Origin of the sequence: Mycobacterium sp. ACS1612 (assembly GCF_001667505.1) — a bacterium.
Lineage (GTDB): Bacteria > Actinomycetota > Actinomycetes > Mycobacteriales > Mycobacteriaceae > Mycobacterium.
Genome location: NZ_LZHZ01000056.1, coordinates 40,663 through 57,417, shown reverse-complemented (window position 1 = coordinate 57,417; position 16,755 = coordinate 40,663). Strand labels below are relative to the sequence as shown.

The 16,755-nt window shown below is 65.9% G+C and carries 11 protein-coding genes; 5 read left to right on the top strand and 6 right to left on the bottom strand.

All coding sequences use genetic code 11. The annotated features are described in order from the left end of the window. Positions 1–241 precede the first annotated feature (241 nt). A complete protein-coding gene (locus A5724_RS22755; protein ID WP_067807553.1) occupies positions 242–1,918 on the top strand; it encodes a serine/threonine-protein kinase in 1,677 nt (558 codons plus the stop codon). Positions 1,919–1,922: 4 nt separating this feature from the next. Here the strand turns inward: A5724_RS22755 and A5724_RS22750 are convergent, their stop codons facing one another. The 5 genes from A5724_RS22750 to A5724_RS22730 all read right to left on the bottom strand — a co-directional run bounded on the left by A5724_RS22750 (position 1,923) and on the right by A5724_RS22730 (position 9,247). Further along, positions 1,923–3,812 (bottom strand): serine/threonine-protein kinase, encoded by a 1,890-nt coding sequence (locus A5724_RS22750; RefSeq protein WP_067807550.1) that lies wholly within the window; start codon positions 3,810–3,812, stop codon positions 1,923–1,925. 66 nt (positions 3,813–3,878) lie between these two features. Beyond that, positions 3,879–5,795 carry a serine/threonine-protein kinase gene (locus A5724_RS22745; RefSeq protein ID WP_082965211.1) on the bottom strand — a complete coding sequence of 639 codons (1,917 nt, stop codon included), beginning with the start codon at positions 5,793–5,795 and terminating at the stop codon, positions 3,879–3,881. Between the two features lie 52 nt (positions 5,796–5,847). Continuing rightward, positions 5,848–6,531 carry a response regulator gene (locus tag A5724_RS22740; RefSeq protein ID WP_067807546.1) on the bottom strand — a complete coding sequence of 228 codons (684 nt, stop codon included), beginning with the start codon at positions 6,529–6,531 and terminating at the stop codon, positions 5,848–5,850. Further along, positions 6,513–8,201 (bottom strand): sensor histidine kinase, encoded by a 1,689-nt coding sequence (locus tag A5724_RS22735; protein ID WP_082965210.1) that lies wholly within the window; start codon positions 8,199–8,201, stop codon positions 6,513–6,515. Before A5724_RS22735 ends, A5724_RS22740 begins: the two co-directional genes overlap by 19 nt. 44 nt (positions 8,202–8,245) lie before the next feature. After that, complete coding sequence (locus tag A5724_RS22730) at positions 8,246–9,247, bottom strand: MFS transporter (protein WP_082965209.1); 1,002 nt, start codon at positions 9,245–9,247, stop codon at positions 8,246–8,248. Positions 9,248–9,542: 295 nt separating this feature from the next. Between A5724_RS22730 and A5724_RS22725 the strand changes: the two genes are divergently transcribed. From A5724_RS22725 to A5724_RS22715, 3 genes are all read left to right on the top strand, one after another. Continuing rightward, positions 9,543–10,562 (top strand): alpha/beta fold hydrolase, encoded by a 1,020-nt coding sequence (locus A5724_RS22725; protein WP_067807544.1) that lies wholly within the window; start codon positions 9,543–9,545, stop codon positions 10,560–10,562. A gap of 134 nt (positions 10,563–10,696) precedes the next feature. Continuing rightward, the gene (locus A5724_RS22720; RefSeq protein WP_369830655.1) at positions 10,697–11,635 is read left to right on the top strand and encodes an alpha/beta fold hydrolase; all 939 of its coding nucleotides are present in this window, start codon (positions 10,697–10,699) and stop codon (positions 11,633–11,635) included. 79 nt (positions 11,636–11,714) lie between these two features. Next, entirely contained in the window at positions 11,715–11,975 is a 261-nt protein-coding gene (locus tag A5724_RS22715) for a hypothetical protein (protein WP_067807542.1), read from the top strand. A gap of 68 nt (positions 11,976–12,043) precedes the next feature. On the opposite strand, the gene A5724_RS22710 is transcribed toward A5724_RS22715, so the two are convergent. Continuing rightward, the gene (locus tag A5724_RS22710; protein ID WP_067807676.1) at positions 12,044–14,983 is read right to left on the bottom strand and encodes an RND family transporter; all 2,940 of its coding nucleotides are present in this window, start codon (positions 14,981–14,983) and stop codon (positions 12,044–12,046) included. Positions 14,984–15,277: 294 nt separating this feature from the next. On the opposite strand from A5724_RS22710, the gene A5724_RS22705 reads away from it, so the two are divergent. Continuing rightward, the gene (locus tag A5724_RS22705; RefSeq protein WP_067807539.1) at positions 15,278–16,732 is read left to right on the top strand and encodes a condensation domain-containing protein; all 1,455 of its coding nucleotides are present in this window, start codon (positions 15,278–15,280) and stop codon (positions 16,730–16,732) included. Positions 16,733–16,755 lie beyond the last annotated feature (23 nt).

The following is a 16,755-nucleotide window of genomic DNA, read 5'->3' as shown; positions in this document are numbered from 1 at the left end:
GTCTCGCTCGATTTCCGGCATTCGCGCGCGGCGGCGAGTGTGGCCGTATATCAATAAGATTGATATTGTGCCGTGAAAACGCTACCAGGAACCGAGGAGAATTCGCACCGCGCGCACAGCGTCAACACAGCCCGGCCGGCCCTGTCAGCAGCGGCGACCCGCCAAGCTGCCAATCTGCTGGGAACCTCGGCGCACCGCGGATCTGCTGCCAGCCAAGGCCACTGCCTTTTATGGTTAGCCGGTGGATGGGACCCCGTTCGGCCGGTATCGGTTGGTGGAGATGCTGGGCCGCGGCGGAATGGGCGAGGTCTGGAAGGCTTACGACACCGCCATGAACCGGGTGGTTGCCCTGAAAGTGCTGCCGTCGAACCTCGCCGACGATGCGCAGTACCAGGCCCGGTTCCGCCGCGAAGCACAGGCCGCGGCCAGCCTGGACGAACCGCATATCGTGCCGATCCACGACTTCGGTGAGATCGACGGTCGGCTCTACGTCACGATGCGGCTCATCGACGGCAAGACCATCAATGAACTGGTCGTCAACGGTCCGCTGCCGCCGCCGCGAGCCGTCTCGATCGTCGAGCAGATCGCCGCGGCCCTCGGCGCAGCGCACCGAATCGGGTTGGTGCACCGCGATGTCAAACCGTCGAACATCCTGGTGACCGAGGACGATTTCGCCTATCTCATCGACTTCGGTATCGCCCGCGCCGCCGACGCGACCAAACTGACGAGCACGGGCGCCACGATCGGCACGTTGGCTTATATGGCGCCCGAACGGTTCACCACCGACCGCGACGACGCCCGCGCCGACATCTATGCGCTGACGTGTGTCTTGCACGAATGTCTGACCGGATCCCAACCGTTCCCCGGCGACAGCCTCGAGCGTCAGATCACCAACCACCTCACGATGCCGCCGCCGCGGCCCTCGACCATGCAGCCCGGCATCCCGACGCAGATGGACCAGGTCATCGCGATCGGCATGGCCAAGGACCCCGATCAGCGCTACGCCACGACGAAGGATTTGGCGGTCGCCGCCCGCGCCGCGCTGGCCGGACCCGTATCGCAGAGCCCGCCCGCGGCGGTCGCGGCGCCGGGTTGGCCCGCGCCGGTCCCGTATCCCGACACGGGACCGCGCACACACGCTGCGAGTGTCGCGCCCACCCAGTACGGCGCACCCGGACAGCCCCCGACGTGGTCACCGCCCGGCATCCCGCAGCAGCCCCAGTCGTCGTCCGCATGGTGGCAGAATCCGGCGGTCTGGATTCTCGGGGGCCTCGCCATCGCAGCTGTCATTGTCATCGCGGTCGTCGCCGTCATCATCTGGCCGGACGGGAGTCCCTCCGATCGGCCGACCACGCGGGCCCAGCCGACCCAACAGGGGCTGCCGTCGGCCCCGAGCACGAAACCTTCGCCACCGAGCACCAACTCGACCGCACCGAGCGCCACGACCTCCGCGCCGGCCTCGACTCAATCCACACCGACCGGTCCGTCACAGCTGCAGACCGCAGACGGGTTGAAGGGACTGCTCGACACCATGCGTGGCCACTTCGGGGACACCATGGGATTCCAGTTGGTGATCTACCCGGAATACGCTGTGCTCGAGCGTGTTTCACCGACCAACAGCCACGTCGAACAGGACTTCATGTACCGGGGCGGCCAGTGGAGCAGTTGGGGCTCGGACACCACGACATCGTCGTTCGATGTACTGGCCGACTTGAGCGCATTCAACGCAGATGCGGTTGCGGGCCTGTTGGCAGGCGCGCCGCAGACTCTCGGTGCTCCCGACGGCAGCCAGACCTATCTGATCGTCTCGGGCGCCGAAGGCGGGGTCCTCGAACTGGCGATCCACTCGGCATCCCCCGGCACCGGCTACATGCAGGTCAACCCCGATGGAACAATCAAGAAGGTGTTTCCGCCGTAACCTCTCAATCGCCTGTGCGCGTGAAGGTTTCGGTGATATCGAGGTCGACGGCGCACGATCCCGTCTGCACCCACGTGCCCTGCCCGTTGAGTTCTGCGATCGGGTTCTGCGGTGGCTGCGGCAGCGGGAACAACGCATTGGCGCTCAGGTGCGACATGTCGCCGTTCGGGCACGGACCGTCCGTCTCGTCCTTCCAGGTCCAGTTCCCGCCTTCGAAGATCAGTGGCAGATCGCCTGCGGCGACGGAGAAGTAGCTCATGCACCGGTCGCCTGCGCGCAGACAGTAGGTGGTGACGGCGGAGTCGCCGAGCTGTTGGGTACCCATGCCCGAGTACGTGCGCGCGATGCGGTACCGGCCGCGCAACGCTTCGGCAGGCGACACCACGCGGGGGGATAGTTTGGCGGGATCCGGCAAGCCCTTGAAGTCGGCGTCGACATCGACATCGCCTGTGCGAGTGAAGGTTACGGCTCGCTTCTCTTGACACTGGTTCGCGGTGAGCCGAATGAACTCACCGGCGAGCGAGCCGTCGGGTTGCGGCTGCAGGGTGAACACCTGCCACGTGTCGACGGTGGTGTTCTTGCATGGGCTCGGCGCCAGGGCGACCGCCATCCAGCTTGCCCCGACCTGATCGAACACCATCGTCGGCGCGAATGCGACGTCACCTTTGAACTTAGCGGCGGTCGCTACGCAGCCTGCAGGCCGGCAGACCGAGCGCAGCCCGTAGGTGCCGGTCGACGGCGCTGCGTTCGGATCACCGACCCCGTCCAACCGCGTCGCACGGCCGAAATCGACGCGGTAGATGCCGGTGAAGGGGCCGGTATTCGGTGTGCGGGTCGGCGTGTTCGGTGCGGCGGTGGACGGCGGAGTCGCGGCCGTCGACTTGTCGTTGCCGGACATGTTCACAGCCGCGATGATGCCGCCGGCGACCAGCACCGCGACGGCGACGAGGGCGCCGATCAGGACGCCTCGGCGCCGTCCGTTGCTGCCGGTGGGCGGCGATGCCGTCGGCGCACCACCGTCGGTTGGTCGCTGAGGCGCCTGCAGCGCCGCCGGTTGCGTCGGGTGGGCGGCGCCGAACGGGTCTGTGCGCAGCGCTTGTTGAGCGGCGGCGGCCATGTCGATGGTGGTGGGATAACGGTCGGCGGGTTGTTTGGCCAGCCCGATCTCGACGACACGGTCCAGAGCCGTCGGCACGGTGCTGTGGTCTTCCGACGGCCGCGGCGGTGGCGCGACCATGTGTCCGACAGCCACCTGTTCCAGGGTGTCGCCCGGATAGGGCGGATGCCCGGTCAGACATTGATAGAGCACGCACGCCAAGGCATAGACGTCCGAGGCCGGTTCGCTCTCGCCACTGCGGAAACGTTCGGGCGCCATGTAGGCCCAGGTGCCGATCGTGGTGTTCGCCGACGTCAGCGCGGTGTCGGAGGCGCTTCGCGCGATGCCGAAGTCGATGAGGTAGGCGAAGTCGTTGTCGGCCAGCAGGATGTTGGACGGTTTGACGTCGCGGTGCACAAGCCCGGCCTGGTGGGCGCAATTCAAGGCCGAAGCGATCTGTTCGACGATGTGCACCGCCCGCGCGGGATCCAGCGGGCCCGCGTCGAGCAGCGTCTGCAGATCGGTGCCGTTGATCAGGCGCATGGTCACGTAGAGGCGGCCGTCGATCTCACCGACGTCATAGATCGGCACGATGTGCGGGTCGTCCAGGCGTCCTGCGGCGCGGGCCTCACGCAGGAAGCGCTTCTCGAAGTCGGGATCCTTCGCATAGTGCGAGAGCAGCATCTTTATCGCGACGATGCGGCCGATCTCAGTGTCGTTGGCGCGCCAGACTTCACCCATCCCGCCGCGGCCCAGCAACTCCAGCAGCTGGTAGCGGCCAAAAGGCGTGCCCTCCACCGGCTCACGATAAGGTCAACTGCCCGGTGCGTGGGCGTGAATGCCCGTTTCGTGTGTGCCCAGGTGCTAATCGCCGGTGCGCGTGAAGGTTTCGTCGAACACGATGGTGACCGGGCAGGGTTGCGACTGCTCCTGGTTGCCGTGGCCGGTGAGAAGCGTGATGGGGCTCTGCGGCGGTTGGGGCAAGGGGTACTGACCGGTCTTCTTCACCCGCATCGGGCCTCGGCCCGGACAGGTCGACTCGAAGTCAGTGGCCAACGACCAGGAACCGTCGGCGAACACCAGAGGTTCGACGATTCCCGAGGATTCGTAGAAGAAGCTCATGCACCGGTTGCCCGCGCGCAGGCAGTCGGTGGCGACGACGAAGTCCGTCTCCTGCTTCTGCCCGTTGGTGAAGGTGCGCGCCTGGTGATAGCGGCCGAAGAGGGCCTCGGCGGGTGACACCACTCGAGGCAGCAGGTTGGCCGGGTCGGGCAGGCTCTCGACGTCGACATCGCCTGTGCGGGTGAAGGTGACGGTGTGTTTCGCCGAGCAGGAGTTGCCGGCGGTTGCGGTGAATTCGCCGGTGAGCGTGCCGTCGGGCTGCGGTTGCAGCTTGAACACCTGCCAACTTTCGGCGCGCGAGTTCTCCCGGCACTGTTGTGAGGCGAGGGACACTGACAGCCAGATCCCGTTCACCTCGTCGAACTCCACCGTCGGCGCGAACGACGGATCGCCGCTGAGCCGCGACCCGGTGGCGACGCATCCCGTTGGCCGACACACCGACCGGAACCCATAGGTCGCCTTCGACGACGTGCCGCCCGGGTCTGCGACACCGCCGAGCGTGCTGATCGGTCCGAAGTCGGCGCGGTAGGTGCCGGTGAAGGGTCCGGTATTGGGTGTTGCGGCCACGGATGTCGGGGTGTTCGGCGCGGGGGCGGGCTTGTCGTTGCCGGAGAGGTTCGCCGCCGCGATGACGCCGCCTAGGACGAGCAATGTCACGGCAGCCACCGCCCCGATCACGATGCCGCGGCGGCGTGCGGGTTGTTGCACCGGTGGTTCGGCGGTATCGGGCTGCTGCGAGGGCGGCCACGGTGGCGCTTGCCCTGCATAGGCCGGATCTATCTGTGGCACAACTTGATTCGGTTGCCACGGCTGAGTCTGTGCGGCGTCCTGCCATACGGCGGGCGGATTGTCATCGACGGCACGGCGGGCGGCGGCGGCCAAGTCGACGGCGGTGGGATAGCGGTGGGAGGGTTGTTTGGCCAGCCCCGTGGCGATCACCTGATCCAGCGCCGTCGGCACGGTCGGGTGCTCTTCCGAGGCGCGCGGCGGCGGGGTGACCATGTGGCCGACGGCGACTTGTTCGAGGGTGTCTCCGGGGTAGGGCGGGTGACCTGTGAGGCACTCGTAGAGCACGCACGCCAGCGCGTAAACGTCGGAGGTGGGTTGGATTTCGCCGCTGCGGAAGCGTTCCGGGGCCATGTAGGCCCAGGTGCCGATCGTGGTGTTCGCCGAGGTGAGCGCGGTGTCGCTGGTGCCGCGGGCGATGCCGAAGTCGATGAGGTAGGCGAAGTCGTTCGCGGCCAGCAGGATGTTGGACGGTTTCACGTCGCGGTGCACCAGCCCGGCCCGGTGCGCACTGTTCAGCGCCGACGCGATCTGATCGACGATGTGGACGGAGCGGGCGGGTTCGAGCGGCCCTGCGTTGAGAACCGTTTGCAGATCGGTGCCGTTGATCAGCCGCATGGCGACGTAGAGGCGGCCGTCGACCTCTCCGACGTCGTAGATCGGCACGACATGTGGGTCGTCGAGGCGGGCTGCGGCGCGAGCCTCACGACGGAATCGCTTGTCGAAGTCGGGATCCTGGGCGTAGTGGGGAAGCAGCATCTTGATCGCCACCACGCGGTCGATGGTGGTGTCGTGAGCGCGCCACACCTCGCCCATCCCGCCGCGGCCAAGCAATTCGATCAGGCGGTAGCGGCCAAAAGGCGTGCCCTCCACCGGCTCACGATAAGACCCGCTGGCCGAACGTGGGCCAGAACCGCAGGACAGTTCAGCGTGAAGGCCGACTCGGTGGTTTGTCCACGGCGACGAATTCCTGTTCGGGACGGCCCGTCGTGCCGTAGCGGAGTTGGATCCTGACCTCGCCGGCGTTCGCCAAGGTGGACAGATACCGTTGCGCAGTGGCCCGTGACACGCCGATCTCTGCGGACAGCTCCGCCGAGGACATCGGCTGACCCGACGCGCGAAGGGCCTGCAGCACCAATTGCTTCGTGGGGGACGCCACCGCGGTAGGTGACGGTGCGGGCGCGATGCGCGGACGCAGGGCATCCATGGCCGAGTCCACTTCTTTGCCGCCGAGGTTGGTGCCTGCGAGTATCTTGCGGTAGCGCGCATAGCCCGAGAGGCGGGCGACCAGATCGGCGGGAGCGAATGGTTTGACGAGGTAGCTCAACGCTCCCCCGGCAATGGCGGCGCGGATGGTGGGGGCGTCCGTCGCGGCGCTCAAAACCATGCTGTCGCAGCGCAACTCGCGGACGAAGTCGATCCCGGACCCGTCGGGAAGATAGACGTCGACCAGTGCGAGGTCGACAGGTTCGGCCTTTCGGGCCGCTGCGAGCGTCGTCGCGGTAGTGGTCACGGCGAAACCCGGCAGCGCGTTGACGATGCCTGCGTGCATGTTGGCGACGCGGAAGTCGTCGTCCACCACGAGGACGGTCAATTCTGTGCCACCCATTGGGCTTCCTCCTCCACCATGACACCCGGCAACCGGGCGATGAACTCTGCGCCGCACAACTCCGCGTCGGGATTGCCGGGACTCGACAACCGGATGTCGCCATCGAGCGCGCGGGTGATCTGTCGGGACAGCGCCATTCCGATACCGCGACCGCCCGGTATCCCGGAATCCGGCTTGGTCGACTTGCCTTCGCTGAACACATGCTCGACGAAGTCGGGCCGAATCCCGTCCCCGGTGTCGGCCACCGTGATGTGCAGTGTCGAACCATCCTGCAGCAGTTCGACTTCCACTATCTTCACGTTGTTGGCGCCGGTGCGTGCGGCGTAGATGGCGTTGTCCAGCAGATTGCCGAGCACGGTGGTGACGTCGACCGGCAGCGCGAGTCGCCCAGGCACCCAGGTGTTCTCGCCGATGGTCAGCGTCACCCCGGCTTCACGCGCGGCGGCGGCCTTGGCTGCCAGGAACGCCTGCAGGAACGCATCGCGGATGGCGTCGATGCCCGGCAACGCCGAACCCAGCGGGCCTGAGCCCAACAACTCCTCGACGTACTGCGCGGCCTCGTCGACGTGGCCGCTGTGCAGCAGGCCGTTGAGCAGGTGCAGTCGGTTGGCGAATTCGTGACGCTGAGCGCGCAGGACCGTGCTCATCAGTTGGACCGCGTCGAGTTGGCGGGTCAACGATTCGACGTCGGTGCGGTCGCGGATCACCAAGACGGTGCCCAGATCCCGCCCCTCGTGCGCCACCCGCCGGGCCGACACGACCACGATCCGATCCCCGACGGTCGCCAGCGTCGGCGTCGGATCCGCCGACTTGAACACCTCGAGGACACGCTGCGTCAGCCCGACGTCTTCCAGCGGGTTGCCCGGTTCGTTGCTGATCTCGAGAAGCCGGCACGCCTTGTCGTTGACAAACGTTGTCTTCCAGTTGGTGTCGACGGCGAGCACGCCCTCGTCGATTCCGTGCAGGACCGCCGCCTGGCCGCGGATCAACTCGGCCATCTCAGAGGGTTGCAGCCCCATCGTCAAACCCCGCCACCGCCGGGCCAGGAACACCGAACCGACGACGCCGATGAGAAGTGCCACGCCGACCAGGACGGCCGCCGTGCGCACGTCGGTCCACAGCTGGCGGTGGACGGCCGCGGTGGAGATACCGATGCTGACCTCGCCGACCACCTGATCCGAATTCGGCGCACGAATCGGCACTTTCGCGCGGACCGACGACCCGAGCGTGCCGGACTGCCTCGTCACCACTTCGTGGCCGGCTAGCGCCTCGGACGGATCGGTGCTGACGTGTTTCCCGAGCTCGTCGCGATTCGGGTGAGACAGTCGTAGACCCTGGTTGTTGGTGATCACCACGAACAGCACCCCGGTGCGCCGCTGGATCTCGGTGGCCAACTGCTGAAGCTGCCCCTCGGCCAACTGCGCAGTGAGCGCGGGCCCAGGTGTCAGCGGCGTCGCGTCGTAGCGTGCAACGTCGGCGCGCACCGCCGGGGCAAACGCGATCGCACGTGCCATGTCCAATGACCGGTCTTCGTACTGGGCGGCGAGGCGCTCGTGACTCATGAAGGCGAGCAGCCCACCCGCGATGCCGAGCGTGAGCGTCACGACTGCGACCTGAAGCAGCAGCACCTGGGTAGCGAGCCGCACGTCCACACGCAGCCTTCTCGCCATGGGCCGAGCGTACGCGTCCGCCTGAGCAGAATGAGCAAAACCGGTCATGTCGGGTTGATTTCGTCGACGCTCTTGCCCGCCGTGCGGGGTCCGAGCGGGGCGATCACGGCAATGGTCGCGGCGAGCGCGACGAGCACCGTGGCGAACATGGCCGTCGCGCCGTAGTAGTTCAGGACCGGGACGAGGATGAACGGCAGCACCGCACTGGACAGTCGCGACGCCGAGTACGTCCAACCGACGGCGGTCGCTCGCACATCGCTGGGGAAGATCTCCGCTTGATACACGTGGTAAATGTTCGAGAAGACGTTGCTCGACGTGGTGATCAACGCTCCGAACACGACGATCAGCGCGGGGGCGGTCGCCGTCGCGAACAGGACACCGCTTGCCGCCATGACGGCGACCATCACGATGATCAGGTACTTGCGTTCGAACCGCTTCAACAACGGAATGGAGATCAGCGATCCGACCGGATACCCGATGAACGACACGGCGGTGAACAGCAGCGACGACGTGACGTCGTAACCGCGGGTGACCAGCACCAGCACCGCCAGCGTGCCGAATCCGTAGTAGCCGAACGGCTGGAAGAGATGGAAGAACCCCAGCATGACCAGTCGCTGCCGATAGGGCGACACGCGTAACCGCTGCAGCGCTGGGACAGGTTTCGGGGCCGGCGTGCTCTCATGGGTCTCGACGGTGCAGTTCGGATCCTGATCGGATCCGAACGCCCGCAACGCATCCCGCGCCTCGTCGACACGGCCCACACTGGCCAGCCACCGCGGTGACTCCGGAAGCCCACGCCGCAGCGCGGTGATCACCACCGCGCCGATCGCACCGATCAGCAACAGGACCCGCCAACCCTCGAATCCGAACACACTGCGGTCGTTGAGCGACAGTGACAGGAAACCCAGCGCCGGAACGGCCAGAAAGGAGCAGGTGTAAGCCCACGCGACGACCACCCTGCGGTGGACGGGGCCGACGGCGAGGTGGTCGAGGCGATGCCCGATGTCGCGCAGCGCATCGGCGGATGGCGCGGTTTGAGTAGTCATCGTCGACGACCATATGTAGTCGCCCCCACACCGGCGCGGTTGTGCGCACAACCCGCGCAATGATCGTTGTGACGCTTTTGCGCATTGTGCTCAGGACCGTCTGGTGTTGGCCAATAGTGCTGCGCGGCAACAACTTCAACCGGTACGCCACGCTGAGCAGAATGCGCAGAAGGTCAAGATCGCCGCTTGCGCGGCTTGTGCGCACAAGCGAGTGCCCACCGGGATATCGACCGTAGCTTCTTGGCATCAGCGAGCCGGGACCGTCCCGGCATCGGCATCCACCGAGGAGTCCGCCATGACGGTTGCGCCCGATTCGGATCTGACACCCGCCGCATTTCCCCCGACGGCGTCCGTCGGCGACGGTCCCGTCGAGCGCACCGTGACCACGAAAGACGGCGTGCGGATTGCGGTGACCGACTACACCGCAGAGCGCGCCGATGCGCCAACAGTCGTTCTGCTGCACGGCCTTCTGCTCTCACAAGCCAGCTGGCAGACGCAGGTGTGCCAGCTGCGGCGTCGGTACGGCCGCGCCATCCGGGTCATCACCTACGATCATCGCGGCCACGGTCGATCGACGGGCGCGCCGATGCCGACGTACGAAATCAGCCAACTTGCAGCCGATCTCGCGGACGTCCTGGCCGCCATGCGGATCACGGGTCCGCTCACGCTGGCGGGCCATTCGATGGGCGGCATGACGGCGCTGGCGTACTTCGCTCGCCCGGTGGCCGAGCGCCCAGTGGAACCGCAGGGCCTGGTGCTGGTCGGCACCGCGGCGGGCAGTCTCGCCGCGCGCGGCATCGGTCGCCTGATCGCAACACCCGCGACAGAAGCACTGTTCGGGCTGGTTCACCGGATGCCGCAACGCGCGGCGGACAAGGCCGTCCAAAGGCTCATTCAGCCACTCGGCGACGTGCTGAGCAGATTCGCCGGGGATGGCACCGCGGTCGCGGCGGTCGCGGCGACAGCCATCCGCACCACATCGTTGACCACGGCGGCCGGGTTCCTGCCGAGCCTGAAGCGCTACGACGCATACCGGGCGCTCGAGTCCATCACCGCCAAGACGTTCATCGTCAGCGGCGGCACCGATGTCCTGACACCGGCCTCGCATTCGCGCGATCTCGCCGCCGCCATCCCGGGCGCCGTGCATTACCACCACCCGACTGCCGGTCACATGTTGCTCCAGGAAGCCGCCGAGTGTGTGAGCAATACGATCGGCCGCGCCATGGGCATGCGTCGGGGATCCCGTCGCCCGGTGAGCGCACGCAGGTCCAGAAACCGTTCCTCCGCAGCGCAACTCGCGGTCGTCGTGTCCTGAACAATATGCGCAGAACGCAGAGATCGTCGCTTGTAGTGATTAGTGAGCACAAGCGAGAAGCGGTGCGACACAAGCCATACCGTATGACGTAGTAAACGCCAACGTCAGTTCACCGGAGCCACCTCATGAACGCCATGAAGAGTCTGTTGGTCGGCGCGGCCGCCTGCGCGGCCCTCGCCGGCCCCGCCGTCGTCTCCCGGCCGGGCCGTGACTCGGTTCCGGACATCCCGACCACCGACTCGAACCTCAAAACCATCACGCTGCACGGTGATCGCGTCGCGTACCGCGACGAAGGCGCCGGCGAGGTCCTGTTACTGGTGCACGGCATGGGCGGTAGTTCAGCGACGTGGAGCGGCGTAATACGGGTGCTGGCCGAAAGATACCGCGTCATCGCCCCCGATCTGCTCGGCCACGGCGACTCCGACAAGCCGCGCGGCGACTACTCGGTGGGCGCCTTCGCCGTCCTGCTCCGCGATCTGCTGGACGCACTCGGCGTCTCGCGTGTCACCGTCGTCGGTCACTCTCTGGGTGGCGGCATCGCCATGCAGTTCGCCCATCAGCACAGCCAGTACTGCGAGCGCATCGCGCTGATCAGCAGCGGCGGATTCGGCGGCGACGTCGGCCGCGTGCTGCGGCTGCTGTCGCTGCCCGGTTCTGAGCTCGTGCTGCCGGTGATCGCCTCGCGGCCCGCCATCGTCGCGGGTAACGCGGTGCGGGCGTTGATGGGCTCCACCGACCGCTTCAAGGCTCGCCCGTCGCTGTCGAACCGCGACCACCGGCAGGCGTTCCTGCGCACACTGCGCTCGGTTGTCGACTTCCGCGGACAGGCGGTCACCGCGGTGAACCGGCTGACCTTCAACGAAGTCCTGCCCGCGTTGATCATCAGCGGTGACCAAGACCGCGTCATCCCGGTGGACCACGCCCTGGCCGCCCACCGGACACTGCCGAACAGCCGGCTGCACATCATGCCCGGCGTCGGCCATCACCCGCCGACGGAACGCCCCGAAGCGGTCGCTCGTCTGATCGACGATTTCGTGGCCACCACCACCGACCACGCCCCCCGGGCCGCCTAGTACGAATCCCTGTCGCGTTTCCGCCCTCGCAGGTCAACCCCTGTGCTCTACTGATTTGAGGGAGTAGAGGGGGCTGAAGGTGGCAAAGGGCGACAAGGGCGACAAGAGCGGCGAGACCGGCGACGAAGAGGCCGGGCTGGCGGTGAATTCCCCGGTCCTGGTCTATCCCGAGACCGACGAGCAGCAGGGCGGCGTCATCCTCGAAGATTTCGGACCGTCAGCAGGTCAGCCCGTCGAAGTGGGCTCGAACCGGATCGTCGGCGCCGCGCGGCGGTGGGCGGTGCGGCTGAACTCCGGCGACCTCGTCTTCGTCGACAGCGAGCAACTCCGGGCCCTCTGACAAACAGCGATTTGCGTGCGGACGAGAGCGGTGAGCGCTCCCGATCGCACGCCAATCGCCGGCTGCGGCTACCTGGCCGCGGACTTGGGAGACCTCGTCGGCCACCAGTTGGCCCGCCCGATCATCGCGGCCAGTGCGGGGACGGTGATGGTGCGCACCACGAACGTGTCGATCAACAGGCCGGCGCCGATGATGAACCCGATCTGCAGCATGGTGGAGACGCTGCCGAACATCAGACCGAACATGGAGGCCGCGAAGATGATGCCGGCCGAGGTGATCACACCGCCGGTCGAGTGCACGGCCCGGATGATCCCCGACCGGATGCCGTTGCGGGATTCCTCCCGGATGCGGCTGATCAGCAGCAGGTTGTAATCCGCACCGACCGCGACCAACACGATGAAGGCGGTGGCAGGCACATTCCAGTAGATGTGTTGATGGCAGATGAACTGGAAGAACGCCACGCCCAGCCCCAACGCGGACAGGTACGAGACCACCACGGAGGCAATCAGGTACAGCGGCGCGACGATCGCGCGCAGCAGGGCGACCAGGATCAGGAAGACGACCACCAGGGTCAAGACGATGATCAGTCGCAGATCATGGTCGTAGTAGCTGCGGATCGCGCTGTACATCGGGGTGGTGCCGACCATGGAGATCGTGGCATTCGACAGCGTCGTGTTCGGTTGTGCACCTCGCGCGGTGTCCAGAATCGTCTGCACCTGGTCCATCGCGTCGGTGCTGAACGGATCGAACTTCGTCTCGACCATGTACCGGGCGCTGTGCCCGTCCGGCGAGATGAACACCTTCGCGGCGTTCTTGAAGTCGTTCGTCGTCAGCACCTGTGGCGGCACATACATGCCCGACATCGACGGTGACGACGCGTCGTGCTTGATTGACAGCAGCAGATCCGCCGCCTGGTTCAGGCCTCCGCCCATCTTCTTGGTCTGATCGACGAGCACCTGAACACCCTGGGCCAGTTGCGCACTGCCGTTGGCCACCGCGTCGGCGCCCTGCTGCATCTGCGCGATCTTGGCTTGTGCGCCCTGCGGGCTGTTGATCCCGGCCGAGCGCAGGCTGCTGCCCGCCGACTGCATCATCGAGGTCAGCTGCTGAAACGAGGACAGCATGCGCTGCGCGGGCGCCGCGTCGTAGCCCGACGATGACAGCTGCTGCAGCTTGGCGCGGCCGTCGCTGCACACCGGGTCGGCGTCGCACTGCGGATTGTTGTTCAGTGCGTTCAGCATCGCGGACGCGGAGTTCGCGACCCCGGTCATTGCCTGCTGATCGCCGTCGACGGTGTTGGCGTAGGTACGGACGGTGTTCAACATTTGCGTCGTCTGCGGATTTTCGAGTTGGTTCTGCACCTGGCTCAACGTCGCCGTCATCGCCGTCATCGAGCGCCCGGCGCCGTTGACCTGGTCGCGCACCTGAGCGAGGCTGCTGGCCAACTGGTGAGCGCCGCCGCTCAACTTGTCCAGATCGCTTGACTTGTCCGCGATCTGAGACGACGCGTCATGCAGTTTCGAACCGACCGCACCGGCTTGATAGCTGACCTTGGTCTGCTCGATCGGCTGACCCGTCGGACGGGTGACGCCGCGCACCGCCGCGACGTTGGGCAACTGCGCCACCCGCTGCGCCATCTGCTCCATGTCGGCCAGCGACTGGGGATTCCGCAAGTCGCGAGGCGAGTGGATGTAAATGTATTCCGGCAGCAACGCACTCGTCGAGAAGTGGTCTGCCATAGCTGAATACCCCAAGTTGCTTTCCGCCGAGCCCGGCAACTGCATGCGGTCGTTGTACGTCGGGTTCATGAACAGTGCGCAGGCACCGAGCGCGATCAGGATCGTCAGGCTGACCACCAGATGCGCCTTGGGCTTGCGGACGATGTGGATCGCCGAGCGCTGCCACAGCCGGTCGGTGAGCGGTCGACGCGGTGCGATCCATCCGCGTCTGCCCGCCAGCACCAGCACCGCGGGCAACAGCGTGACCGCCGCGAGGAACGCCACCGCGATCGAAACCGCCAGCGCCGGACCCACACTGGTGAACGCGGGCAGTTGGGTGAAGATCATGCCGAGGAAGGTGACGGCCACAGTGGCCGCCGAAGCGCCAATCACCTTGCCGATCGAGGTGAGCGCTTTCTGCACGGCCACGTCGGAATCCATTCCGGCGCGGATGTACTCGTGGTAGCGGCTGATCAGGAACACCGCGTAATCCGTTCCCGCACCGACGATCATCGCCGTCATCAACACGATGGTCAGGGCAGAGACGCTCATGCCGATCTCGGTGAACGCCGACACCAGTCCCTGCGCCGACGCGACGGAGATCCCGATCGTGATCAGCGGAAGCAGCACCGTGACGGGGCGCCGGTAGATCACCAGTAGGATCAGCAACACCAGTGCGGCGGTGGCGATCTCGATCACGTGCATGTCGTGGGCGGTGACGATCGACAGGTCTCCGATGACGGCCGCCGATCCGGTGACATGGGTGGTGAGGTCGGAGCGGGCGGTGGCTTGTTTGACCATCTGCGTGAGGCGTTGGTACGCCGCCGACGATTCGGGGGATCCGGGTGGCGCCTTAAACGTCACCGCCATGTAGAACGCCTGGTTGTCCCTGCTGACCATCAGCTGCCGCAACGGGGGAGTGCTGACGAAATCCTGCACAGCGGACACGTCAGTGGTGTCGCTGCGGAATTTGTCGGCCACCGCGCGGTAGGTGTCGTTGTCGGCGGGTGTCAGGCCATGCTTGTTGGTCATGACCACGACAAGGATGTTCTGCGCCGACTCGTGAAAGTCCTTGGCCATCTGGTCGGTGGCCGCCATCGCCTGCGACGGCAGCGGTTGAATCGTCTGGTTCTCGACGACCTTGGTCAGCGCCGGGAAGGTCACGAACAACACGACCACCAAGGCGATCCACGCGGAGATGACCAGCCAGGGCAGGCGCACCACGGTGCGGCCCAACAGCGAGAAAACATCGAAATTCTTCGCGGTCTGCGGGGTGGCTTTCTTCAACACGGTGGCGTCCTTCAAATGAGAATTCCTGATGCGGGCATCGCTGAAGCTACGGAGGCTTTTCTGTTGTCGCGCTCTTGTGCGCACAACCCGCACAAGCAGCGATTCAGCGCCTTTTGCGCGTTCTGCTCAAGGGTGCCTGAGGCCTGAAACCCCTGGTCAGGGGCTGAGCAGAATGCGAAAAACCGGTTGAATCGCTCACTTCGCCGTTAGCGAGCACAACCGAGCCTTTTCGCTGACGCCGCCATAACTTCGGTCGCAACGAGATTCGGCACCCGAATACAAAGGAGTCTTGAAATGGTCGCACTCGGTCCCATTCATTCATGGCAGCCGGCTGCAGGCATCGTCACCACGTGGACCGCTTCGCCTGCCGCGCGGGAAAGCGCCGCGAGGGCGACCCGAAGTGATCTGCCCGCGAGCTTTCAGCAGGCGGCGCACCTGCGGGGCGCTTTCTACGGCAACGCGCTCGGGCGGGAACTGCCCCGGCTGATGGTGGTCGCCTGGGACATCCCCGGGGTGTGCGACATCGCGCTGATGACCGAGGCGATCAACGCTCATCTGCGCCGCCATGACACCTACCACAGCACGTTCGAAGTCGAGAACGGCAACATCTACCGGCGAACCATCGACGACCCGAGTGAAATCGATTTCGTGCCAGTATCTTTCGGCGCCATGGAACCCGAGCAGATTCGTACCCATGCGCTGGCGACGACCGCGCAGACCCTGCAGTGGGACTGCTTCAGCTTCGGCGTCATTCAAAGCGATGACCATTTCACCTTCTACGCCAGCGTCGACCATCTGCACATCGACGGCATGTCGGCGGGCCTGATCTTCGTCGACATCCACCTGATGTATCAGAACCTGTCGCAGGGGCAGCCAGCCACCCTGCCCGCAGTCGGCGGTTACGCCGACTACACCGCCCGTCAGCGCGACAAGGTCGCCGCCATGACCCTGTCGTCGCGGGAGATCAAGGATTGGATTGACTTCGCCAGGAGCACCGACGGCGACTGGCCGAGCTTTCCGCTCGAACTCGGCGACACTTGGGCAAGCAGCAAGGGCGACTTCGTCACCGTCGAGTTGTTGAACGAAGACGACACCGAGGCGTTCGACACCGCATGCCGCGAGGCCGGCGCTCGGTTCTCCGGCGGCGTGCTGGCATGCGCGGCGTTGGCCGAGCACCAACTCACCGGCAACACCACCTATCACGGGTTCACCCCGTCGGACACCCGCACCCCGGACGTCGACGCCATGAGCGTCGGATGGTTCGCCAGCCTCTTCCCGGTCACCGTGCCGATCGGCGACGGCGAATTCGCCGGCATCGCTCGCGCCGCGCAGGACTCGTTCAACGCAGGCAAGTACCTGGCGAACGTGCCGTTCGAACGGGTCCTCGAATTGGCGTCGGTGGACGAACTGGGCATCAAGCTGCCCACAAAACCGGGAATGATGGTGTCGTTCCTGGACTTTCGCAAGATTCCCGTCGCCGAACTCTGGGAGCAGACCGGCTACGGCATCTACGGCGACAACCTCTCGCACGGCGGGATCAACATGTGGATCAACCGGCATACCTCACGCACCACGGTGACGATCTCGTTCCCGGACAACTCGGTTGCGCGCAAATCCGTGCACCGCTACATCGCGGCGTTGAGCAAAGCCTTCGCCGATGTCGCCAAGATCACCGCGGATTGGATCGAAGAGCTTGCCCACCATGCGAATTCGAGCACGTCGTGCGTGGTGTGCGCTCCGCGCCGATGACGGAAACGACGAACACAAGAAAG